Here is a 23,475-nt window from a genome sequence, read left to right on the forward strand (position 1 = left end):
GGACAAGAACAATGCCGCTCGCCGGGCAAGGCATGCTGCTGACGTCGATGAACATCGAGGTTCCAGATGAGGCCGATTTCAACCGCTGGTACGATCGCGAGCATCTGGAAGAGCGCGTCGCGATCGAGGGTTTCCTGGAGGCGCGGCGCTATGTCGCGCATGCCGCCAACCCCAAATATCTCTCGCTGTACTCGACCGCGACGCTCGACGTGCTCGACAGTCCCGCCTACCGGGCTCGCCTCGCCAACCAGACCGAATGGTCGCGCCGGACCATGGCGCATTTCAAGAACATGCTGCGCGTCGTCGCGCGCATCACCATCAGCAAGGGCACCGGTCGCGGTGCTGCGCTCGGTGTGGTGCGGCTGCGGCCGAGCGCCGACAATGCCGGGACATGGCGTGATGCACTGCACGAAAAGCTGACGCCCGGGGAGCGCGAGGGCATCATCTCGATGCATCTGCTCGAAAGCGAGCCGGAATTGTCGGGCGCGACGGCCGACATTCCGGCGGTGCGCAATGAGGGCGCGCGCGACTGGTTCGTGCTGATCGACGGCACGCATGTCGGCGCGGTCTCCGCTGTCATTGCCGAACGCTTCACCGGCCCCGCCGCATCGCCCTTCCCGCTTCCCGTCTCCGTCGGCACTTACAGCCTGATGTGGGATCTCGCGAAGAGCGATATCGCGCGCAGCTAGCGGCCATCCGCAACGCAACATATTGCACCGCACGCATCATGCGTGCGGCCGTTAATGCTGGGCGCGCGCAGCACCTATGAAAGCAGGTGATCGGGCAAATTTGCCGTTGTACTTCGGAACGGTTCTAATAAGCTAACCCAATGACGTCATTCATAAACCAGATCGACGCGCATTAGCGTTCGCGAAGCTCAAGAAAAGGCCGCCGGGTCTTTGGGCCTGTGCGGACAGGGTAGGAATGAAACCGACCGATATCGCGGCCCCCGACTACTTTCACAAAGTGGTCGATTGCCAGTGGGCCTGTCCTGCACACACCCCGGTTCCCGAATACATCCGACTGATCGCACAAGGCCGCTACAGCGACGCCTACATGATCAATTGGAAATCGAACGTGTTCCCCGGAATTCTGGGACGCACCTGCGATCGTCCATGCGAGCCGGCGTGCCGTCGCGGACGCGTCGAGGAGACGCCGGTGGCGATCTGCCGCCTCAAGCGCGTCGCCGCTGATTTCAAGGACGACATCAGGCAGCGCCTGCCGCGCCCCTCGCCGAAGAACGGCAAGCGCGTTGCGTTCGTCGGCGGTGGGCCCGCCTCGCTGACGGTCGCGCGTGATCTTGCCCCGCTCGGCTATCACTGCACCGTGTTCGACGGCGATCCCGAGGCCGGCGGCATGATGCGCACCCAAATCCCGAAATTCCGCCTGCCCAATTCGGTCATCGACGAGGAGACCGGCTACATCCTGGGTCTCGGCGTCGAGTTCAAAGGCGGTCATCGCATCGAGAGCATGAAAGCGCTGCTCGCGGAGAAATACGACGCGATCTTCGTCGGCTCCGGCGCGCCGCGCGGACGCGAGCTCGACGTTCCCGGCCGGAAAGAGGCTGCCGCCAACATCCATATCGGCATCGACTGGCTGTCCTCGGTGTCGTTCGGCCATATCGACAAGATCGGCAGGCGCGTGATCGTGCTCGGCGGCGGCAACACCGCGATGGATTGCTGCCGCACCGCGCGCCGCCTCGGCGGCGCAGACGTGAAAGTCATTGTGCGCTCCGGCTTCGAGGAGATGAAGGCCTCGCCCTGGGAGAAGGAAGACGCGATCCACGAGGACATCCCGATCCTCAACTACATGGTGCCGGTGGCATTCAAGCATGTCGCCGGCAAGCTCATCGGCGTCACCTTCCAGCACGTCAAAGCCGAATACGACGCCAAAGGCCGCCGCAATCTGGTGCCTTCGGGCGACCCCGATCAGACCATTCCCTGCGACGACGTGCTGGTCGCGGTCGGCCAGGAAAACGCCTTCCCCTGGATCGAGCAGGATTGCGGCATCGAGTTCGACAAATGGCACATGCCGAAGGTCGATCCGAAGACCTTCGTCTCGACCAATCCGAAAGTGTTCTTCGGTGGCGACGCCGCGTTCGGCCCGAAGAACATCATCTGGGCCGTGGCGCAGGGACACGACGCCGCGCTGTCGATCCACAAGATGCTCTCGGGCGATGACATCACCGAACGGCCGCTGCCGGAGGTGCACATCTCCTCGCAGAAGATGGGCATCCACGAATGGAGCTATGACAACGACATCTCCAACGACAAGCGCTTCAAGGTGCCGCATCGCGACAAGGTGATTGCGCTGAAGGACATCCGTACCGAGGTCGAGCTCGGCTACGACGTCAAGCTGGCGCTGGGCGAAGCCGAACGCTGCCTGAACTGCGACGTCCAGACCGTGTTCTCGACCTCGCTCTGCATCGAATGCGATGCCTGCGTCGACATCTGCCCGATGGATTGCATCACTTTCACGCAAAATGGCGAGGAAGACGATCTGCGCCAGCGCCTGAAGGCGCCGTCGCCGCATCCGGACCAGGACCTCTACGTGTCCAGCGATCTCAAGACCGGGCGCGTGATGGTCAAGGACGAGGATGTCTGCCTGCATTGTGGGCTGTGCGCCGAGCGTTGTCCCACCGGAGCCTGGGACATGCAGAAATATTTCATCGAGATGACTCACGCAGGTTCGACATGTCCGACAAAAAGCCGCTCAGCAGCGTAAACGACTTCGTCGTCCGCTTCGCCAACGTCAACGGCTCGGGCTCGGCCAGCGCCAACGAGATGTTCGCGCGCGCGATCCTGCGCCACGGCGTTCCGGTCTCCCCCCGCAACATCTTCCCCTCCAACATCCAGGGCCTGCCGACCTGGTACGAGGTGCGGGTGACGGAAGACGGCCATCTCGGCGCCCGTGGCGGCGTCGACCTGATGGTGGCGATGAATCCGCAGACCTGGGACAAGGACGTCGCCGGCATCGAGCCCGGCGGCTATCTATTCTACGATTCCACCAAGCCGATGCCGTCGACCAAATTCCGCGACGACATCACCGTGATCGGCGTGCCGCTCACCGCGATCACCAACTCGACCTACACCGATCCGCGCCAGCGCCAGCTGTTCAAGAACATCATCTATCTGGGCAGCCTCTCGGCGCTGCTCGACATGGATCCGAAGCTGATCGAGCAGCTGATCGGCGAGCAATACAAGGGCAAGGAGAAGCTGCTCTCCTCCAACGTTCACGCGCTGCATCTTGGCCGTGACTGGGCGCTGCAGAACCTGAAATGCCCGATCGGGCTGCGGGTGAAGAAATCCGACAAGGTCGGCGACCGCATCTTCATCGAGGGCAACAGCGCCGCCGCGCTCGGCGCGGTCTATGGCGGCGCCACCGTGTGCGCCTGGTATCCGATCACGCCGTCCTCGTCGGTGGCGGAAGCTTTCACCGCCCACTGCAAGAAGTACCGGCACGACCCTGAAACCGGCAAGGCGAAATACGCCATCGTGCAGGGCGAGGACGAGCTGGCTTCGATCGGTATCGTCATCGGCGCCTCCTGGAACGGCGCCCGCGCCTTCACTGCGACCTCCGGCCCCGGCATCTCCTTGATGACCGAGTTCATCGGCCTCTCCTATTTCGCGGAGATCCCGGCCGTGATCATGAACATCCAGCGCGCCGGTCCCTCGACCGGCATGCCGACCCGCACCCAGCAATGCGACATTATCGCCTGCGCCTATGCCTCGCATGGCGACACCAAGCACGTGCTGCTGTTCCCAGAAGATCCGGCCGAGGCCTTCGAGTTCGCGGCGGCCGCATTCGATCTTGCCGAACGGCTCCAGACCACGATCTTCCTGATGCTCGACCTCGACATCGGGATGAACCACCGTCTATGCCGCCCGCTGAAATGGGATGACGCGAAACAGTATGACCGCGGCAAGGTGATGACCACGGAGATGCTGGAGGAAGGTCGCGACTTCGGCCGTTATCTCGACGTCGACGGTGACGGCATTCCCTACCGCACCTATCCCGGCACGCATCCGACCAAGGGCTCCTATTTCACCCGCGGCACTTCGCGCGATCGCTATGCGCGTTACTCCGAGGAAGGCTCGGTCTATGCCGACAACATGCAGCGCCTGGTGCGCAAGTTCGAGACCGCGCAGGACCTGGTCCCGCGCCCGCTCCAGGCCAACGCGGAACGGCCGACCAAATATGGCGTGATCTATTTCGGCTCGACCTCGCCCGCGATGGACGAGGCGATCGGCCTGCTGGAGGCGCGCGGACATCAGCTCGACCGCCTGCGCATCCGCGCCTTCCCGTTCCACTCGAGCGTGGCGAGCTTCCTCGCCGAGCACGACTTCGTCTACGTGGTCGAACAGAACCGCGACGCCCAGCTCCGCCAGCTCATCGTCAACGAGAACGGCATCGACCCGGTGCGCCTCGTGCCGATCGTGCATTATGACGGCACCCCGATCACCGCCCGCTACATCGCAAAAGCCATTGGCGACCACCAGGATCACCTCAAGGTGACCCCGCTCCGCAAGGCCGTGTCATGACCTATATTGCCAAGCCGAAATTCCATCATCCGGGCCTCAAGAAGAACGAGCTCGGCTACACGCACCGCGACTACGAGGGCAAGATCTCGACGCTGTGCGCCGGCTGCGGCCATGACTCGATCACGGCCTCGATCATCGAAGCCTGTTACGAGCTCTCGATCGAACCGCACCGGGTGGCAAAAATCTCGGGCATCGGCTGCTCGTCGAAGACGCCAGACTACTTTCTAGGCAATTCGCACGGCTTCAACTCCGTGCACGGCCGCATGCCCAGCGTGCTCACAGGCGCCAACCTCGCCAATCGCGACCTGATCTATCTCGGCGTCTCCGGCGACGGCGATTCCGCCTCGATCGGCTTCGGCCAGTTCGCGCATTCGATCCGGCGCGGCGTCAACATGACCTATATCGTCGAGAACAACGGCGTCTATGGCCTGACCAAGGGCCAGTTCTCGGCGACCGCCGACCGCGGCTCGAAGTCCAAGAAAGGCGTCACCAACACCGACAACGCGATCGACCTCGTCGCGATCGCGCTACAGCTAGGGGCCACCTTCGTTGCGCGCTCGTTCTCCGGCGACAAGAGCCAGCTGGTGCCGCTGATCGCGGCCGCGATCGGCCACAGGGGCGCATCCTTCATCGACGTCATCAGCCCCTGCATCGCCTTCAACAACCACGCCGGCTCGACCAAGAGCTTCGACTATGTGCGCGAGCACAATGACGCCGTGAACCGGCTCGACGTGCTGGTCGGCCGCGATCCCATCGCCGTCGAATACGCGCCGGGAACGGTGCAGGTTGTCGAACAGCACGACGGCAGCAAGATCGCGCTGCGCAAAATCGACGCGGATTACGACCCGCACGACCGCCTCGGCGCCCAGACCTTCCTCCAGAAGCACGCCGCCAAGGGCCAGATCGTCACCGGCCTGCTCTACGTCGATCCCGATGCGGAAGACCTGCACACGCATCTCAACACGGTCGAGACGCCGCTCAATACGCTGGAGGCGGACACGCTGTGCCCGGGCTCGGCTGCGCTGGACAAGTTCAACGCCAGCCTGCGGTGATCGATCACTCGTCATTGCGAGCGCAGCGAAGCAATCCAGAATCTTTCCGCGGCAAGAGTCTGGATTGCTTCGCTACGCTCGCAATGACGCCGGAGATGGTTCGCATACCGAAGCCAACGTCGATTCGTTCAGACCGGCTAGCGCGCTGAAGCGGGCTGCCTGACACGTATGGTGATCTTGTCCGATACGACAGGCGGCTCGAACGGATAGTGCTTCGCGTCGCCCAGCACCAATTGCAGCGTGTGCGTCCCGGGTGGAAGTTCGAGCTGGGTTTCGGTCTGCCCCGCCCCAAAGTGCAGATGCGACTTGTCCTGCGGGATTGGCTCCTTGGGATCGATGGGATCGTTGACGTCGACCAGCAAATGATGATGGCCGGCGTTCTGGTACTCGTCGCCGGCGTGCGTCACGCCCATGTTGCGCAAGCCGAACCGGACCCAGAACGCGCCGCGAACCTTCTGCCCGTCACGCGGGGTGATGAAATAAAGCTTGGTGTCCTTGGGAGCGGTCTTGCCCTGCGGATAGGCGACGCCTGGGAGCAATGCGAGCGCCATCGCCAGGGCGGCGCAACGAATGATCTGCATCGAAATGGCTCCACCACCTAAGGACTTAGAGCAACGCGGAATCCATGCGTCGGATAACGAACATTGGTATCGTAGCCATCGCGGTTGGACGGCCTCACGTATCTCGAATCGTTCTTCCATGAACCCGAGCGCAGCACATGCGACGAGCAGTCCCCGCCGGACCATGCCGAGCCGTCACCGGGTGCGCCCTGATAGGTCCTGCGCCAGCAGTCCTCAACCCACTGATCGACACCGCCGCCCATGTCGTGGAGGCCGAACGGATTCGGCTTGAAGCTGCCGACCTTCGCCGGCTGCTCGACCGCGAGGTCACCGCAATCCTTGCATCCCGCCATACCCGGCTGGAGCTTGTCGCCCCACCAATATTTCGTCTGCGTCCCGCCGCGCGCGGCGTATTCCCATTCGGCTTCGCTCGGAAGCCGATACGACTTCTTCGTGGTCCGCGCGAGCCAGGCCGCATATTGCTGCGCGTCGGTCCAGCTCACATTGCTGATCGGCGCATCGTCCTTGCCGATGGCGGTGAAGCCGCACGCCTTTGCAGCCGCGCATTCGTTCCATTCCCGCACGGTCACCGGATATTTGCCGATCGAGAACGGCTTGACCGTGACCTGGTGGACGGGACGTTCGGTCGGGTCGTCATTGCTGCCCATCGCGAAGCTGCCGCCGCGAATGGCGATCATCTCGGGTTCGCGGAACGGCGTGGCCGATGGGCTTGGTGCTGGACTTGACGTCGAAGCACTTGGCGCCGAAGCACTTGAAGCCGAAGCACTTGGCGCCGGAGCACTTGAAGCCGAAGCACTTGCCGCCGGAGCGGGCGATGGAGACGGTGCCGCCAATGAAGGAGACGGCTGCGGCGTTTGCGTCGCTGCTTCTCGCGGTGCAGGTTGCGGGCTCGGTGATGCGACCGGAGCAACAGTCGGCGCGGCGGCCTGCTCCTTCACCCTGCCCGACGGCTGCGCCAGCAGATACCACAGCACACCGGAAGCGATCACGAGGAGCGTGACGCCCAGAAGGAAGATCAGGGTATTCTCGCGCCGGCCTCGCGTCCTCCCGACCGCATCTGCGTCCGGCAGCACGCGATAGACGCGCACCGGATCGGTGATGTTCTTGACCTTGCGATCGCCGAGCGACTCATAGCCGCACACCACCTTGTGCTTGATCTGCTCGTAGATCGCGCCGGAGATATAGACCTGACCGGGCTCGGCGATACCCTCGATGCGCGTCGCGATGTTGACGCCATCGCCGTAGATATCGTCCGGCTCCACGATGACGTCGCCAAGATTGACGCCAATCCGATATTCGATCCGGGAGTCCTTCGGAAGCGAAGCGTTGCGCCCGACGAGATTCTGCTGAATGACGATGCTGCAGCGAACGGCCTCGACGGGACTGTCGAAGATCGCGATGAAGCCGTCTCCCGTCGTCTTCACCAACGCCCCGTGGTGTTCGACGATGCTGGGCTGGATGAGATCCCGCTCGATCCGCTTGACGCGAACATGCGTGCCTTCCTCGTCGGCCTGCATCAAGCGGCTGTAGGAGGCGATGTCACCAACGATGATTGCGGCGAGACGACGAGGCATCGAGCCGTGTGGCGGCGGCTCGTCATGATTTCCGGATCTGAAGTTACGAATCTCGCCCATCGCGGGAACTCCACAAACGCGGGTGAGCTTACGACGTCGAATTTCAGCTGTCTGTGAAGACTATCACATTGATGATCCGCGACAATCTCGTAGAAATCAGCGGCGCCGAGTTCCCGGGCAGAATCGCCGCAAGGATTGAACCTTCTCGGACCGACAGCGGACTAAGGCTTGCGCGACGACCCTGCAGCGCCGCCGATGCCTGATTCGACCGCCGCTGCGATGCGCGGCATTTTTCCCGATGCCGGCGATGCCTCGGCGGCTTCAGCTGACAGCCTCGGGCTCCGGTTCAGGCTCCGGCACGGAGTGCTCCGAAGCGACCGGTCGTCCGGCCCCCCAATATTGCTTGCAGGTCTCGAGCAATGTCTTGACGTCCATGGTCAGGCCGCCCGCATTGACGATCACGCCGTCAGCGCCAAGCGTCTTGTTCATCAGCGACAAGGCACGCCTCAGGAAGCCCCCGGAGAATCGCCCGGCGACAAGGGGATCGACCTTGAGCACCACGAACTTCTGCACGCGCTGCTCCCAGATCTGTATCTTCCGCACGGAGCTCCAGGCGATGGTCTCGTCGGCGAGCCTGGTGTCGCGAATGCCGACGCGGCTGATGAAGACGACCGGCGACCTGGCGGAGATCAACCTCCAGAGCATCCTGAAGGTCGCGAGGCCGAAAAACACCGCTCCGACATAGCAGGCGGCGACCTCGAACGTGGTGATGTTCTTGCCTTGCTGCCACATGAATGCGAGCGCAGCACAGAGCAGCGTCAGCAGCAGACAGGCGCCGAAAGACATCAGCAGCCGTCCCCGGGAATAGCCGATCGTAATGTTGGGCAAGTTCTGACCTACGGACATGTTCGACCGCCACCAGCCTTTTGCGACAACCCAGGGTTTACGAACGCCCCGTCTTCCAAGTCATTAGGACTGGAACCTTGCGCGAGGCTCCCCACGGGAAGGCAAGGCATCGGCACTTGAACGCGTGGCGTTCGGCTTGCGACTAACCGCCAGTCGGCTCCCACCGTCCTCCGATGCGAGCCAGCAATGGTTCACGCGCCGGGTGCGATCATGACAAGTCGGCGATCGTACGGCTGGCGCAGGGGCCGCCGATGAAGGCGTTTCACCGGGCGCAGGCCAATCCCGACGTCGGCAAGCGCGTCGGCGATTTCTCCAGGGAAGGTGTCGAGCTCGCGGCGTGCGCCAACACCACGAAGGCGCAGAACGTCACGCTGGCGGGTTTGCTGCCGGGCTTCGTCAGCGCGGAGAAAGGCGGCGTGGTCCGCTTGGCCGAGCTCCAGTCGCAGGGTTATCTCTACCTGCGGCCTTAGGCACTGCGCGCGGCGCCGCCACATTCTCCGTCATTGCGAGCGCAATGAAGGTGGATATGGCCACCGAACGCCACATCCTCCCATCGCGCTTGACTTACCCATAACTTTACGGTTATGAGTCTATCCATAACTTATGGGTTATGGGTTTCACATGTCCGCCGCGCACGATCTTCTGTTCAGGACGCTCGCCGATCCGACCCGGAGGGCGATCTTCGAGCGGCTGTGCCGGGAGGGCGAGCAGACGGTCGGGGCACTGACCGCGACATCGGGCGTTTCCCAGCCGGCGGTCTCGAAACATCTCGGCGCGCTGAAGCAGGCCGGGCTGGTGCGCGACCGCCATGCAGGACGCCAGACCCATTACAGCGCGCAGCCCGGCGCGCTCAATCCGCTGATCGACTGGACCGGCCAGATGGCCGGCTTCTGGCAGAACCGGCTCGACGCTCTCGACGATCTCCTGAAGAGGATGGACCAATGACCGAAGCTGCCGCCGAGATGCGCTCCGTGGTGATCGAGCGCGAATTTGCCTTTCCGGCCGAACGGATCTGGCGCGCGCTGACGCAGCCGCATTTGATCGAGGAATGGCTGATGAAGAACGACTTCAAGCCGGTCGTCGGTCATCGCTTCAATCTTCGCGGCGAATGGGGCGGCGTGCTGGACTGCGAGGTCCTCACCATCGAGCCGCGGCGCGCGCTGGCATATACCTGGAATTTCTCGCATGAGGACGCGGCGTTCGATCTGAAAAGCGTGGTGACCTTCACGTTGACACCGACGAACGCGGGCACGCATTTGCGCGTCGAGCAGGCGGGCTGCAGCCCGACGCAGAAGCAGGCCTATGGCGGCGCGCATGCCGGCTGGAAGCAGTTTTTCGCCAGGCTGGACCAGGTGCTGGCGCGGGCTGACTAGGTCCCTCGCCGGCTTTCATTCGAACATCTCAAGAGGAGGTCTCATTGACCGGGAATATGTGGGTTCGACAGATCCATCGCTGGCTGTCCATCGCTTTCACGCTCGCCGTGATCGCGAACATTGTTGCCCTGACGCTGCAAATCCAGGCCACGTGGATCGGGCTGCTGGCATTCGTCCCGCTGATTCCGTTGCTCGCGACCGGGCTCTACATGTTCGCGCTGCCCTATGTCAGCCGCCGCAGCGGCGCGCGGCAAGAGGCGTGATCATGAAGAAGGCTGTGACCGCGAAGACAAGCAGCGCGACCAAGACGGACGGCGCTTCGCCTTCCAAGCTGATCGACGGCCGGATCAAGGAGCTCGGCGACTGGCGCGGCGAGATGCTGGGGCGCATCCGCGGCCTGATCAAGGAGGCCGATCCTGATGTCGTCGAGGAATGGAAATGGCGCGGCGTTCCCGTGTGGGAGCACGACGGCATCATCTGCACCGGCGAGACCTACAAGGCCGTCGTGAAGCTGACTTTTGCCAAGGGCGCGGCGCTGGACGACCCGGCCGGCCTGTTCAATTCGAGCCTCGAGGGAAACGTCCGCCGCGCGATCGACATTGGCGAAGGCGAAAAGATCAACGAGAAGGCGTTGAAGGCGCTCATTCGCGCGGGCGTGGAGCTGAATGCGTCCAAGGCCAGGAAGAAGCCCGCAAAGCGTTCGGCGTAGCCAGCCGCCTCAGGCCGCCGCCGGGATCGGGCGCGGGCTTACGACATACTCGCGCAGGACCTTGTCGTTGGCATCGACCTCGATCAGTGAGACGTCGTAAGTCCAGAGATCGGCGAGGTGCTGGAGCACGCGCTTGGCGTCGGTCTCGTTGAGCTGCGAGCCCTTGATGACGTGGTGATGCAGGATCAGCCGGCGGTCGCCTGAGAGATCGACGTCGACCACCTCGATGTTGGCATCGATGTAGCCGACATCGTGCTGCCGCGCCAACTCGCGCCGCACGCGGCGGAAGCCGCGCTCGTCGTGGATGGCATCGACGCGGATGCCGGCGCGCTCTTCGGGATCGTCGTGGAGATGGAACATGCGGAGTTGCCGCATCAGCTTCGGGCTCAGGAACTGGGCAATGAAGCTTTCGTCGCGGTAATTGGCCCAGACGTCGCGCAGCACGCCCATCACGTCGTTCTTTCCGGCGATGTCAGGGAACCATTCGCGGTCCTCGTCCGCTGGATTGGTGACGATGCGCTCGATGTCCTGCATCATGGCGAAGCCGAGCGCATAGGGGTTGAAGCCGGAGAAGCGCTGGTCGTCGAATTCGGGCTGGAACACCACATTGGTGTGCGATCCCAGGAATTCGAGGAAGTTGCCGTCGGTGATGCGGCCTTGCTGATGCAGCTTGGTCATGATGCGATAGTGGACGTAGGTCGCCGTCCCCTCGTTCATCACCTTCGTCTGGCTCTGCGGATAGAAATATTGCGCGATGTGGCGGACGATGCGCAAAAGCTCGCGCTGCCAGGGCGCCAGCCGCGGCGCGCTCTTCTCCAGGAAGTAGAGCAGGTTTTCCTGCGGCAGGCCGAGCAGCTTGCGGCGGCGCTCGATGCTGAGCGCGGAGCGGGTCTTCGACGCGCCCTTCGGCACGGTGCGCCAGAGGTCGTTGAAGACCTCCTCCTCGTGCTGACGGCGGCGCCCCGCCCGCTTCTCCTCGGCGCGCAGATCCAGCTTCTTCTTGCCGGGATAGCGGTCGATGCCGTGCGACATCAGCGCATGCGCGGCATCCAGGGTGCGCTCGACCTCGACGCGGCCGTAGCGCTCCTCGCAGGTCATCACGTAGTTCTTGGCAAAGTCGAGATAGTCCAGAATGCCGTCGGCGTCGGTCCACTGCTTGAACAGATAGTTGTTCTTGAAGAAGTGGTTGTGGCCGAAGGCGGCGTGGGCGATCACCAGCGTCTGCATCGTCGCCGTGTTCTCCTCCATCAGATAGGAGATGCAGGGCGAGGAGTTGATCACGATCTCATAGGCAAGCCCCATCAGGCCCTTGCGATACGAGGCCTCGTGGAACGCGAAGTGCTTGCCGAACGACCAGTGCTTGTAGAACAGCGGCATGCCGACGGACGAGTAGGCATCCAGCATCTGCTCGGCGGTGATGACCTCGATCTGGTTCGGATAGACGTCGAGCCCGAGATCCTTCGTCGCCACCTCCTCGCAGGCATCGGTGATGCGCTGCAAGGTGTGAAAATCCCAATCGGCGCCTTCGAACAAGCGTTCCGTCATGGAGCGGCTTTCTCCTGGGAAGTTTCGCGGCGCTGGAATAGATCGTGGAACACCGGGAAGATCTCGCTGCGCTCGCTGACCTTGCGCATCGAGAGCGATGCACCGCTGTTGCGCAGGCGGTCGTAGAGGGTCCAGAGCGAGGAGTCGGAGAGATCGAAGGCGCTGCCGCCGGACTCCCCGACCTCGAGATAGGCAAAGAACTGGCAGACCGGCAGGATCTTGTCGGTCAGCAGCATGCCCGTGAGCTCGCCGTCGGAATAGGAATTGTCGCCGTCGGAGGCTTGCGCGGCGTAGATGTTCCAGTCCGCCGGATTAAAACGCTCGCGTACGATCTCGTGCATCGCGTTGAGCGCGCTGGAGACCAGCGTGCCGCCCGAGGCCGGACCGTAGAAGAAGGTCTGCTCGTCCACCTCCTCGGCGCGGTCGGTGTGGCGGATGAAGACGATCTCGACATGCTTGTAGCGCCGCTTCAGGAACACGTAGAGCAGCATGTAGAAGCGCTTGGCGAGATCCTTCATGTGCTCGGACATCGAGCCGGAGACGTCCATCAGGCAGAACATCACCGCCTGCGCGACCGGCCGCGGCACCTTCTCGTAGCGGCGGTAGCGGATATCGAGCGGATCGACGAAGGGAATGCGCTTGGTCTTCGCCTTCAGCTTTTCGAGCTCGGCGAGCAGCACCACACGCTCGTCCTCGTCGGTGCACGCCGCGATCGCGGCTTCCAGCTCCTCGATCTCCTCCTTGCGGGGACGCTTGAGCGCGATGCGGCGCGCCAGCGCGAGCTTCACCGTCCGGCTGACCGAGATGTTGGCGGGAGAGCCGGACGTGGTGTAGCCGGCGCGCTGGATGCCCTCGCTCTCGGTCTGCGCGATCTTGCGCTTGGCAAGATCGGGCAGCTCGAGGTCGTCGAGGAACAGATCAACGAACTCGTCGCGGCTGAGCACAAAGCGGAACGCGTCCTCGCTGTCGCCTTCGCCGGGACCTGAGTCCTTGGCGCTGCCCTGGCCGGATCGCTGGAGGTAGTCGCCCTCGATGAACTTCTTGTTCCCGGGCAATACCATGTCGCGCGTTCCGCCTTCACGGCGGAAACGCGGCTCATGCATGCCGTCGAGCGGTATGGTGACCTCACCACCCTCCAGGACGTCCCTGATGTCGCGTTCCTGCGAGGTCTTCTTGACGGCGCCCTGCACCAGGGATTTGGCCCGACGCAAGAACCGCTGCCGGTTCTCAAGACTCTTGCCGCCTGGATTCAGGCGCCTGTCAATAATGTGAATGGGCACTTTTCCATCCGCCTCAACCGGCCTGCTTCACACGCATGTACCATTCGACGAGCCGGCGAACCTGACGCTCGGTGTAGCCGCGCTCCACCATGCGTGCGACGAACTCGCCGTGCTTCTTCTCCGTCTCGCCGTCCTTCTTCGACCCGAAGGAAATGACCGGAAGCAGGTCCTCGACCTGCGAGAATATCCGCTTTTCGATCACGTCGCGAATCTTCTCGTAGGAAATCCAGGTCGGATTCTTGCCGCCATTCTGGGCCCGCGACCGTAACGAGAATTTGACCACCTCGTTGCGGAAGTCCTTCGGGTTGGCGATACCCGCCGGCTTCTCGATTTTGGTCAGTTCCTGGTTCAAAAGCTCGCGATCGAGCAGCTGGCCGGTGTCGGCATCCTTGAAGTCCTGATCCTCGATCCAGGCATCGGCGTAGTCGACGTAGCGGTCGAACAGATTCTGGCCGTAATCGGAGTAGGATTCGAGATAGGCCTTCTGGATCTCGTTGCCGATGAACTCGGCGTAGCGCGGCGCCAGGTCCGCCTTGATGAATTCGAGATAGCGCTTCTCGACTTCCTCCGGGAGCTGCTCGCGGCGGATCGACTGCTCCAGCGCGTACATCAGATGCACGGCGTCGGCAGCGACTTCCTGCGGATCGTGGTTGAAGGTCGCAGCCAGGATCTTGAAGGCAAATCGGGTGGAGACGCCGTCCATGCCTTCGTCGACGCCGGCGGCATCGCGATATTCCTGGACGCTCCGTGCCTTAGGATCGGATTCCTTCAGGCTCTCGCCGTCATAGACCCGCATCTTGCCGAACAGCGTGGAGTTCTCGTGCTTGCGCAGGCGCGACATCACCGAGAACCGCGCCAGCGTCTCCAGGGTCGAGGGTGCGCACGGCGCGGCCGCCAGCTCCGAGCCCTGGATCAGCTTTTCGTAGATCTTCTGCTCTTCGGTGACCCGGAGGCAGTACGGCACCTTGATCACGCAGATGCGGTCGATGAAGGCCTCGTTGTTCTTGTTGGCCTTGAAGCTCGACCACTCGGCTTCGTTCGAGTGCGCGAGGATCACGCCGGTGAAGGGGATCGCGCCGATATTCTCGGTGCCGATGTAGTTGCCCTCCTGCGTTGCGGTGAGCAGCGGGTGCAGCATCTTGATCGGCGCCTTGAACATCTCGACGAATTCAAGGATGCCCTGGTTGGCGCGATTGAGGCCGCCCGAATAGCTGTAGGCGTCGGGATCGTTCTGCGCGTAGGTCTCGAGCTTGCGGATATCGACCTTGCCGACCAGCGACGAGATGTCCTGGTTGTTCTCGTCACCAGGCTCGGTCTTGGAGACCGCGATCTGGCGCAGCCGCGACGGCTGGATTTTTGCGACTCTGAACTGAGAAATGTCGCCGCCGAAGGCTTCCAGCCGCTTGTAGCACCACGGGCTCATCAGGCCGGTGAGACGCCGGCGCGGAATGCCGTACTTCTCCTCCAGCATCGGCCCGAGATGATCGGGATCAAACAGGCTGAGCGGACTTTCGAACACGGGCGAGAGTTCATCGCCGGCTTTGAGCACGTAGATCGGCTGCACTTCCATCAGCGACTTGAGCCGCTCGGCGAGCGAGGATTTGCCGCCGCCGACGGGGCCGAGCAGATAGAGGATCTGTTTGCGCTCTTCGAGGCCCTGCGCCGCGTGGCGGAAGAAACCGACGATGCGCTCGATGGTTTCTTCCATGCCGTAGAAGCCCGCGAAGGCCGGATAGGTCCGGATGGTGCGGTTCAAAAAAATACGGCCAAGGCGTGGGTCCTTGGCCGTGTCAATCGTCTGGGGCTCACCGATGGCTGCTAGCAGTCGCTCGGCCGCGTTCGCGTATTTCATGGGATCGCTTCGACACGATTCCAGATATTCCGCCATCGACATGTCGTGTTGGCTTCTCGCCTCGAACGACTTAGCGAAAGCGTTGAATAGAGAATCGTTATACATGATCCCTCTCCGCGTGAGTTCCGCTACAAGCTGAAACGAAAGCAGTTACCGGACCGTTCCTCAGGCCATTTCGAATCAGCGTGAGCACATGACGATCATTGGACACCCGGGTGCCGACACGACGCAACGCACAACGTAGGCACTCATTGAGTTACGAACAGGCACATGCCTGTAATTTGTGCGAATCTGTATCTATCTTCGCTCATTTCCAGAAAATGTCACTTGGTCGCAACATCCGGGCATTACCGGGGATGAGCCCATCCGGCACTGCAACATGGGGCGATCTGCGAGCGGCAATCTTATGACGCTTGTACGGCGAAGCCTTGCGTGCCGCGTTCATCTTCCTGCTGCAATGCGGTGCGCGCAGCGCTCGCAGCATGACAATCGCGGCAAGCGCGCAGCAGTGTATCAAAATCGGTCGCCAACCCCTCGGAGCGGATGACAATCCGTTCATTCTGCCGTTCGTTCTCCGCGCGGGGCGCCAAGGTGCTGATGGTGCAGAGCTGCCGCTGCAAGGCCGGCGTCAGCGTCAGCACGATCGCCTTGTGGCCGCGGCCTTCCTCAGTCGAAACCTCCGCAATCGAGTCCCACAGCAGAAATTCGTTGCCGATGCGGAGGTCGCGGATGCCATAGGGGGTGACGATCACCACCGGTCCCCGTTCGGCGGGCAGCAGCCAGATCAGCCGGCCGGTCACCAGGCCGAACAGCACGACGCCGGCATAGCCGACCGTCGTATCGTAGTCGCCCAGACCGTCCCACCAGTCGAAGGCAAGGGTCGCACTGAACAGGGTCATTGCGAAGCCCGCCGCGACCAGCAGCCGCAGCTGGGTCGTACATGGACTGATTTCCAGATCGTGGGTCGCATCGACGCATGCGGCCGGCGCAACCGATTGCGGGCTGTCGGCAACAGCGAGCGTCAGACGGTCATGATGTGAGTGCATGCTCTTCCCCAGCATGGCCATTCGCGGCCGAGCGACGATCTATCAGGCGGACCGTAATCCGCTGATGACACTCCACGCAGACTGGGCTGACGAGACGAAGCGGCTACGTTGCGCAACGAGCCCCTGGCCACTGCTCCGGCCGACGACTTTTTACGCAACACGGCTACTTCCGCCTGGATCGCCATGATCGCGACGGAGTTACACTGGAGGGTAAGACGCCTATCCCCTTGATTGGTTCCCTCCCGGGAGCATGTAGGCTAGAGGATAGCGCGTCAGGACCGGGGCGGAAACCCCTCGCCCGCAGGCTTGGAGATAAATAAACATCATGAATCCCGTCAAAGAACTGGAAAAGCACGGACAAGCCGTCTGGCTCGACTTCCTGGCCCGTGGCTTCATCGCCAAGGGCGACCTGAAGCGGCTGATCGACACCGACGGCGTCAAGGGCGTCACCTCCAACCCGTCGATCTTCGAGAAGGCGATCGGCAGCTCGGACGAGTATGATGCTCCGATCGGCAAGGCGCTGAAGCGCGGCGACCGGACCGTGGCCGACCTGTTCGAGGCCGTCGCGATCGAGGACATCCAGAATGCCGCGGACGTGCTCCGCCCGGTCTATGACCGCCTGAGGGGCGGCGACGGCTATGTCAGCCTGGAAGTCTCGCCCTATCTGGCGATGGACACCGCGGGCACGGTCGCCGAGGCGCGGCGGCTCTGGAAGGATGTCGATCGCAAGAACCTGATGGTGAAGGTGCCGGCGACGCCGGAGGGCCTGCCGGCGATCGAAACGCTGATCGGCGACGGCATCAGCATCAACATCACGCTGTTGTTCGCCAGGGACGTCTACCTCCAGGTCGCCGAGGCTTATCTCGCCGGTCTGGAAAAATACGTCGCCGGCGGCGGCGACCCGTCGCACGTGGCGAGCGTCGCGAGCTTCTTCGTCAGCCGCATCGACTCGGTCGTCGACAAGCAGCTCGACGAGAAGATCGCCCGCGCCAACGATCCATCCGAGAAGGAGCGGCTCGCCGCGCTGAAGGGCAAGGTCGCGATCGCCAACGCCAAGGTCGCCTACCAGGATTACAAGCGCCTGTTTTCCGGCCCGCGCTGGGACAAGCTTGCTGCCAAGGGCGCCAAGCCGCAGCGGATGCTGTGGGCCTCCACCGGCACCAAGAACAAGGATTACAGCGACGTCCTCTATGTCGAGGAGCTGATCGGCCCCGACACCGTCAATACCGTGCCGCCGGCGACGCTCGACGCGTTCCGCGACCACGGCAAGCCGCGCGACAGCCTGGAAGAGAATGTCGACGACGCCCGCCGCGTGCTGGACGAGCTGGAGCGCTCCGGCGTCTCGCTCGAGGCAATCACCGAGGAACTCGTCAAGGACGGTGTCAAGCAGTTCGCCGATGCCGCCGACAAGCTCTATGGCGCCGTCGCCCACAAGCGGGCGACCGTGCTCGGGCCCGCGATCGACCACCAGCTTCTCTCGCTCGGCGACGGCCTCGGCAAGGCGGTGGCGAAGAGCACCGAGGAATGGCGCGCGTCGGCGAAGATCCGCAGGCTGTGGCAGCGCGACAAATCGGTCTGGACCGGCGCCGACGAGGACAAATGGCTTGGCTGGCTCGACAGCGCGGCGAAGGCCGACGTCGCCGACTATGAGGACTATGCGAGCCGCGTGAAGGGCCAAAAGTTCTCCGATGCCGTCGTGCTCGGCATGGGCGGATCGAGCCTTGGCCCCGAGGTGCTGGCCGAGACTTTTGCGCGGAAGTCCGGCTTCCCGAAATTGCACGTGCTGGATTCCACCGATCCGGCACAGGTTCGGGCAATGGAGGCCAGGATCGACATCGCCAACACCGTGTTCATCGTGTCCAGCAAATCCGGAGGGACCACCGAGCCGAACGCGATGAAGGATTATTTCCACGAACGCGTCGCACAGGCGGTCGGGCCGAAAGTGAAAACCGGCCACCGCTTCATCGCGGTGACCGATCCCGGCTCGTCGCTGGAGAAGGCGGCAAAGAGCCTCAACTACGCCCGCATCTTCCATGGCGAACCCTCGATCGGCGGCCGCTATTCGGTGCTCTCGCCGTTCGGCCTGGTGCCGGCGGCAACCGCGGGCATCGACGTCAAGACGCTGATCAAACACGCGCTCTCCATGGCCCGCTCCTGCGGACCCGACGTGCCGCCAAGTGAGAACCCGGGCGTCCAGCTCGGGCTTGCGATGGGCCTCGCCGGCCTCGAAGGCCGCGACAAGGTGACGATCCTGTCGTCGAAGAAGATCGCCGATTTCGGCGCCTGGGCCGAACAGCTGATCGCGGAATCGACCGGCAAGGAAGGCAAGGGTCTGATCCCGATCGCCGGCGAGCCGCTGGGCGAGCCTGCGCTCTACGGCAACGACCGCTTCTTCATCGACATCCGCACCGAAGGCGAAGCGGACGCCGCGCATGACTCGCAGCTTGCCGCGATCGAAGCGGCCGGCCATCCCGTCGTGCGCATCGTGATGAAATCGATCGACCATCTCGGCCAGGAGTTCTTCCGCTTCGAGATGGCGACGGCGGTGGCGGGCAGCATCCTCGGCATCAACCCGTTCGACCAGCCGGATGTGGAAGCGGCCAAGATCAAGACCCGCGAGCTCACCGCGTCGTTCGAGAAAACTGGCGCATTGCCGGCCGAACAGCCGGTGGTCAGCACCGACGAGGCCGATCTCTACACCGACGAGGCCAACGCCACGGCGCTGCGCGCCGCCGGCGCCAACGGCGACCTCACCTCGTGGCTGAAGGCGCATCTCTCCCGCTCCAACCATGGCGACTATGTCGCCCTGCTCGGCTACATCGCGCGCGACAAGGCGACGATCGACGCACTCCAGGCGATGCGTCTCGAAGTGCGCGAGAAGCGTCATGTCGCGACCTGCGCCGAGTTCGGACCGCGCTTCCTGCATTCGACCGGGCAGGCCTACAAGGGCGGGCCCGACAGCGGCGTGTTTCTCCAGATCACGGCCGACGATGCCAAGGACTTGTCGGTGCCGGGCCAGAAGGCGAGCTTCGGCGTGATCAAGGCCGCGCAGGCGCGCGGCGACTTCGACGTGCTCACCGAGCGCGGCCGGCGCGCGCTCCGGGTCCACCTCAAGGGCGGGCTCAAGAAAGGTCTCGCGGCGCTCAACGCGGCGCTTAATGCTGCGCTGAACTAAGGGAATCTCTCGATGCAACTCGGCATGATCGGCCTCGGCCGGATGGGCGGCAACATCGTTCGCCGCGTGATGCGTCACGGCCATACGACCGTGGTCTACGACAAGGACGCCAAGGCCGTCGCGGGTCTCGCCGCGGATGGCGCACAGGGCGCGGCGACGCTGGAAGATTTTGTCGCCAAACTGGAGCGGCCGCGCACGGCCTGGGTGATGCTGCCTGCCGGCCACATCACCGAGACGACGATCGACACCATCGCGGGCGTGATGCAGGCCGGCGACGTCATCATCGACGGCGGCAACACGTTCTGGCAGGACGATGTCCGCCGCGGCAAGGCGCTGAAGGAACGCGGCATCCATTATGTCGACGTCGGCACCTCGGGCGGCGTCTGGGGCCTCGACCGCGGCTATTGCATGATGATCGGCGGCGAGAAGCAAGTGGTCGACCGGCTCGATCCGATCTTCGCCGCGCTGGCGCCCGGCGCCGGCGACATTCCGCGCACGGAGGGACGTGAGGGGCGCGATCCCCGCATCGAGCAGGGCTACATCCACGCAGGTCCCGTGGGCGCCGGCCATTTCGTCAAGATGATCCACAACGGCATCGAATACGGCCTGATGCAGGCCTATGCCGAAGGTTTCGACATCCTCAAGAATGCCAACATCGAGGCTTTGCCGGCGGATCATCGGTACGATTTCGACCTCGCCGACATCGCCGAGGTATGGCGGCGCGGCAGTGTGATCCCGTCCTGGCTGCTCGACCTCACCTCGACGGCGCTCGCCGACAGCCCTGCACTCGCGGAATATTCCGGCTTCGTCGAGGATTCCGGCGAAGGCCGCTGGACCGTGAATGCGGCAATCGACGAGGCTGTGCCGGCCGAAGTTTTGACCGCGGCCCTCTACACACGTTTCCGTTCCCGCAAGGAACACACCTTCGCCGAAAAAATTCTCTCCGCGATGCGCGCGGGTTTCGGCGGCCACAAGGAGCCGAAGCAGCCGGGCGCTTCGAAACCCAAATAAAAGCCGAAGTCACAAGTAACAGAGCGAAGGCCGATCATTCGTGACAAAAGACCCGCAAGCCAAGCGCAAGCCTGAAAATTGCGCCTTCGTCATCTTTGGCGTCACCGGTGACCTCACCCATCGGCTGGTGATGCCGTCGCTCTACAATCTCGCCGCCGAGCACCTGTTGCCGGAGAAGTTTTGCGTCGTCGGCGTGGCCCGCAACCGCCAGTCGGATGACGAGCTGCGCGACGGCCTGTTGAAGGGCCTGCGCCAGTTCGCGACCCGTCCCGTGGACGACGACATCGCCACGAGGCTGCTGGAATGCGTGACCTTCGTCGAGGCCGATCCGAAGGATCCACCCTCCTTCGACCGCCTGCGCGAGCATCTGGATTCGCTGGAATGCGCGCAGGACACCGGCGGCAACCGACTGTTCTATCTGGCAACGCCGCCTGCCGCGTTCGCGCCGACCGCGCGCGAGCTCGGCCGCACCGGCATGATGAAGGAGAACGGCGCCTGGCGGCGGCTCGTGATCGAAAAGCCGTTCGGCACCGACCTCGCCTCGGCCAAGGCGCTGAATGCCGAGCTGCTGAAGATCATGGACGAGCACCAGATCTACCGGATCGATCACTATCTCGGCAAGGAAACGGTGCAGAACATCCTGGTGCTGCGCTTCGCCAACGGCATGTTCGAGCCGATCTGGAATCGCAACCACATCGACCACATCCAGATCACGGTGGAGGAGAAGCTCGGCGTCGGCCATCGCGGCGGCTTCTACGACGCCACCGGCGCGCTGCGCGACATGGTGCCAAACCATCTGTTCCAGCTGATGTCGCTGGTCGCAATGGAGCCGCCGGCGCGCTTCGACGCGCATTCCGTGCGCTCCGAGAAGGCCGAAGTGCTCACGTCGATTCAGCAGCCGAGCCGCGAGGAAGCGCTTAAAAATTCGGTGCGCGCGCAATATCTTGCCGGCCGCATTGGCGATGACGAGATCGCGGACTACCGCAAGACCGAAGACGTCAAGCCCGGCAGCACCACCGAGACCTTTGTCGCGCTGAAACTGATGATCGACAATTGGCGCTGGGCCGGCGTGCCGTTCTATCTGCGCACCGGCAAGGCGCTGGGTCACAAGCGCACCGAAGTCGCGATCAAGTTCAAGCAGGCGCCGCTGTCGATGTTCTCAGGCACGACGGTCGACCGCCTGTCGCAGAACTTTCTCACCATCGGCATCGCACCGACCGAGACCATCGAGCTCCAGTTCAATGCCAAGATTCCGGGGCCGAGCGTCACCATCGACGGCGTCGAGATGAAATTCCGCTACGGCGACTATTTCCGAGCCGATCCCTCGACCGGCTATGAGACGCTGATCTACGACTGCATGATCGGCGACAACATCCTGTTCCAGCGCGCCGACGGCATCGAGGCCGGATGGCAGGCGGTGCAGCCGTTCCTGGATGCCTGGAAAAGTGAAGGCACCAACGGCATCGAGACCTATGACGCCGGCAGCGACGGCCCGGCCTGCGCCGATGAGCTGCTCCGGCGCGACGGGCGCAGCTGGCGGAAGTATTCGTGATGGCAGCGGCCGACCAGCCGAAGCTGATCGTCGAGGCCGACGCCGAGACGCTGGCGCAGGCCGCAGCCGAACGGGTTTTGGCGCGGATATCAGCAAATCCCGGGCGGATCGCGATCTGCCTCACCGGCGGCTCCAGCCCGAAGAAGCTCTATCAATTGCTCGGCAGCGACGCGTATCGCGGCAAGATCCCGTGGGACCGCGTGCACTGGTTCATCGGTGACGAGCGTTTCGTGCCTTCGAGCGATCCCCTCAACAACATGGCGGTCGCTCGCGCGACCTTTCTCGACCGCAATGCGCCGTCCGGGCATATTCACCCGATCCCAACCACGGCTGAAAGCCCCGAAGCGGGTGCCGAGGCCTATGCGCGCGAGCTTCAGTCCTTCTACGGCGCCAAAAACCTCGATCCGGCACGGCCGCTGTTCGACATGGTCCTGATGGGCGCGGGCCCGGACGGCCACACCGCCTCGCTCTTCCCCGGCTACCCCGCGATCGAGGAGACCATGCGCTGGGTGGTCGGCGTCCCCAAGGCCAATGTCGCGCCGTTCGTGCCGCGGGTCTCGCTGACCCTGCCCGCTTTGGCTTCCTGCCGCGAAATGCTGTTCGAGATTGCCGGGCACGACAAGCAGCCGATCTTGACGCGCCTGCTCAATGGCGAGACTCTGCCGGCTGTACGCGCGCGCTCGAATGGTGAGACCGTCTGGCTGGTCGATAGGGCCGCGCTTCCGGAGGGAATTCGTGGCGGGCGTTGAAGCACCTTGTGCGTTGATCGTGATGGGCGTGTCGGGTTCAGGCAAGAGTACGGTTGCGGAGGCGCTCGGGCAGCGGCTCGGCTGGCGTTTCGAGGACGGCGACAGCTTTCACCCCGCCAGCAATGTCGAGAAGATGCGGGCCGGCCATCCCCTCACCGACGAGGACCGCTGGCCCTGGCTCAACGCCATCGCCGACGAGATCGCGCGGGTTTGCGACAAGGGCGAGCACGTCATCATCGCCTGCTCGGCGCTGAAGCACACCTATCGCGACGTGCTGCTGCGCGGACGCGACGACGTTCGCTTCATCTTCCTGAGGGGCACCAAAGAGCTGATCGCCGCCCGCCTCGCGCAACGCAAGGGCCATTTCATGCCGCCCGGACTCCTGACGAGCCAATTCGACACGCTGGAGCCGCCGGAAGCGGGCGAACATGTCGTCACCGTCTCGATCGACGAATCCGTCGAGGCGATCGTGGACGGCGTGGTGCGGCAATTGAAACTGAGCGGGGCGAAACGCTGAGGCCGATAAACC

Annotated in this window: 20 protein-coding genes and 1 pseudogene; 14 read left to right on the forward strand and 7 right to left on the reverse strand. The window is 63.4% G+C overall.

The features are described from left to right. The first annotated feature begins 11 nt into the window (after nucleotides 1-11). The 4 genes from AC5ZFO_RS16060 (at nucleotide 12) to AC5ZFO_RS16075 (ending at nucleotide 5,593) form a co-directional block, all read left to right on the forward strand. Nucleotides 12-689, forward strand: a complete 678-nt coding sequence (locus tag AC5ZFO_RS16060) for a DUF4286 family protein (protein WP_282522907.1) — start codon at nucleotides 12-14, stop codon at nucleotides 687-689. Between the two features lie 235 nt (nucleotides 690-924). Continuing rightward, nucleotides 925-2,724: an FAD-dependent oxidoreductase gene (locus AC5ZFO_RS16065; protein ID WP_282522908.1), complete on the forward strand. Its 1,800-nt coding sequence runs from the start codon at nucleotides 925-927 to the stop codon at nucleotides 2,722-2,724. Then, entirely contained in the window at nucleotides 2,694-4,541 is a 1,848-nt protein-coding gene (locus tag AC5ZFO_RS16070; RefSeq protein ID WP_282522909.1) for a 2-oxoacid:acceptor oxidoreductase subunit alpha, read from the forward strand. The genes AC5ZFO_RS16065 and AC5ZFO_RS16070 overlap by 31 nt, the downstream gene beginning before the upstream one ends. Next, nucleotides 4,538-5,593 (forward strand): 2-oxoacid:ferredoxin oxidoreductase subunit beta, encoded by a 1,056-nt coding sequence (locus tag AC5ZFO_RS16075; RefSeq protein ID WP_282522910.1) that lies wholly within the window; start codon nucleotides 4,538-4,540, stop codon nucleotides 5,591-5,593. Before AC5ZFO_RS16070 ends, AC5ZFO_RS16075 begins: the two co-directional genes overlap by 4 nt. 137 nt (nucleotides 5,594-5,730) lie before the next feature. Here AC5ZFO_RS16075 and AC5ZFO_RS16080 read toward each other — a convergent pair whose 3' ends face one another. From AC5ZFO_RS16080 to AC5ZFO_RS16090, 3 genes are all read right to left on the reverse strand, one after another. Further along, nucleotides 5,731-6,174 carry a DUF4399 domain-containing protein gene (locus tag AC5ZFO_RS16080; protein WP_282522911.1) on the reverse strand — a complete coding sequence of 148 codons (444 nt, stop codon included), beginning with the start codon at nucleotides 6,172-6,174 and terminating at the stop codon, nucleotides 5,731-5,733. 17 nt (nucleotides 6,175-6,191) lie between these two features. Beyond that, complete coding sequence (locus AC5ZFO_RS16085) at nucleotides 6,192-7,808, reverse strand: SUMF1/EgtB/PvdO family nonheme iron enzyme (protein WP_282522912.1); 1,617 nt, start codon at nucleotides 7,806-7,808, stop codon at nucleotides 6,192-6,194. 261 nt (nucleotides 7,809-8,069) lie between these two features. Continuing rightward, nucleotides 8,070-8,654 (reverse strand): STM3941 family protein, encoded by a 585-nt coding sequence (locus AC5ZFO_RS16090; protein WP_282522913.1) that lies wholly within the window; start codon nucleotides 8,652-8,654, stop codon nucleotides 8,070-8,072. Between the two features lie 242 nt (nucleotides 8,655-8,896). Between AC5ZFO_RS16090 and AC5ZFO_RS16095 the strand changes: the two are divergent. The 5 genes and pseudogenes from AC5ZFO_RS16095 to AC5ZFO_RS16115 form a co-directional block, all read left to right on the forward strand. Then, nucleotides 8,897-9,124 (forward strand): annotated as a pseudogene (locus tag AC5ZFO_RS16095) (DsrE family protein); the annotation flags it as partial. Nucleotides 9,125-9,275: 151 nt separating this feature from the next. Then, on the forward strand, nucleotides 9,276-9,599 hold the full coding sequence (locus tag AC5ZFO_RS16100) for an ArsR/SmtB family transcription factor (RefSeq protein ID WP_028147048.1): 324 nt from the start codon (nucleotides 9,276-9,278) through the stop codon (nucleotides 9,597-9,599). Then, the gene (locus tag AC5ZFO_RS16105; RefSeq protein WP_496122226.1) at nucleotides 9,596-10,027 is read left to right on the forward strand and encodes an SRPBCC family protein; all 432 of its coding nucleotides are present in this window, start codon (nucleotides 9,596-9,598) and stop codon (nucleotides 10,025-10,027) included. The genes AC5ZFO_RS16100 and AC5ZFO_RS16105 overlap by 4 nt, the downstream gene beginning before the upstream one ends. A gap of 44 nt (nucleotides 10,028-10,071) precedes the next feature. Then, the gene (locus tag AC5ZFO_RS16110) at nucleotides 10,072-10,290 is read left to right on the forward strand and encodes a hypothetical protein (protein WP_071910157.1); all 219 of its coding nucleotides are present in this window, start codon (nucleotides 10,072-10,074) and stop codon (nucleotides 10,288-10,290) included. A 2-nt stretch (nucleotides 10,291-10,292) separates the two neighbouring features. Further along, nucleotides 10,293-10,736 (forward strand): DUF1801 domain-containing protein, encoded by a 444-nt coding sequence (locus AC5ZFO_RS16115; protein ID WP_282522916.1) that lies wholly within the window; start codon nucleotides 10,293-10,295, stop codon nucleotides 10,734-10,736. Between the two features lie 9 nt (nucleotides 10,737-10,745). On the opposite strand, the gene AC5ZFO_RS16120 is transcribed toward AC5ZFO_RS16115, so the two are convergent. The 4 genes from AC5ZFO_RS16120 to AC5ZFO_RS16135 all read right to left on the reverse strand — a co-directional run bounded on the left by AC5ZFO_RS16120 (nucleotide 10,746) and on the right by AC5ZFO_RS16135 (nucleotide 16,480). Further along, entirely contained in the window at nucleotides 10,746-12,281 is a 1,536-nt protein-coding gene (locus tag AC5ZFO_RS16120; protein WP_282522917.1) for a SpoVR family protein, read from the reverse strand. Continuing rightward, nucleotides 12,278-13,555, reverse strand: coding sequence for a YeaH/YhbH family protein (locus AC5ZFO_RS16125; protein ID WP_282523020.1), 1,278 nt, complete (start codon nucleotides 13,553-13,555; stop codon nucleotides 12,278-12,280). The genes AC5ZFO_RS16120 and AC5ZFO_RS16125 overlap by 4 nt, the downstream gene beginning before the upstream one ends. Before the next feature lie 19 nt (nucleotides 13,556-13,574). Then, complete coding sequence (locus AC5ZFO_RS16130; protein ID WP_282522918.1) at nucleotides 13,575-15,518, reverse strand: PrkA family serine protein kinase; 1,944 nt, start codon at nucleotides 15,516-15,518, stop codon at nucleotides 13,575-13,577. 299 nt (nucleotides 15,519-15,817) lie between these two features. After that, the gene (locus AC5ZFO_RS16135) at nucleotides 15,818-16,480 is read right to left on the reverse strand and encodes an STM3941 family protein (RefSeq protein ID WP_282522919.1); all 663 of its coding nucleotides are present in this window, start codon (nucleotides 16,478-16,480) and stop codon (nucleotides 15,818-15,820) included. 304 nt (nucleotides 16,481-16,784) lie between these two features. Here AC5ZFO_RS16135 and AC5ZFO_RS16140 point away from each other — a divergent pair, with 304 nt between their 5' ends. Genes AC5ZFO_RS16140 through AC5ZFO_RS16160 form a run of 5 tightly spaced genes read left to right on the forward strand, consistent with a single transcriptional unit; the run spans nucleotide 16,785 to nucleotide 23,463 of the window. Then, a complete protein-coding gene (locus AC5ZFO_RS16140) occupies nucleotides 16,785-19,634 on the forward strand; it encodes a bifunctional transaldolase/phosoglucose isomerase (RefSeq protein WP_496122227.1) in 2,850 nt (949 codons plus the stop codon). Between the two features lie 12 nt (nucleotides 19,635-19,646). Further along, nucleotides 19,647-20,645 (forward strand): phosphogluconate dehydrogenase (NAD(+)-dependent, decarboxylating), encoded by a 999-nt coding sequence (gene gnd / locus AC5ZFO_RS16145; protein WP_282522921.1) that lies wholly within the window; start codon nucleotides 19,647-19,649, stop codon nucleotides 20,643-20,645. A gap of 40 nt (nucleotides 20,646-20,685) precedes the next feature. Beyond that, entirely contained in the window at nucleotides 20,686-22,197 is a 1,512-nt protein-coding gene (zwf, locus tag AC5ZFO_RS16150) for a glucose-6-phosphate dehydrogenase (RefSeq protein ID WP_282522922.1), read from the forward strand. Next, complete coding sequence (gene pgl / locus AC5ZFO_RS16155; RefSeq protein WP_282522923.1) at nucleotides 22,197-22,946, forward strand: 6-phosphogluconolactonase; 750 nt, start codon at nucleotides 22,197-22,199, stop codon at nucleotides 22,944-22,946. The genes zwf and pgl overlap by 1 nt, the downstream gene beginning before the upstream one ends. After that, entirely contained in the window at nucleotides 22,933-23,463 is a 531-nt protein-coding gene (locus AC5ZFO_RS16160) for a gluconokinase (RefSeq protein WP_282522924.1), read from the forward strand. The genes pgl and AC5ZFO_RS16160 overlap by 14 nt, the downstream gene beginning before the upstream one ends. Nucleotides 23,464-23,475 lie beyond the last annotated feature (12 nt).

It is taken from the genome of Bradyrhizobium sp. Unk1 (assembly GCF_059512345.1).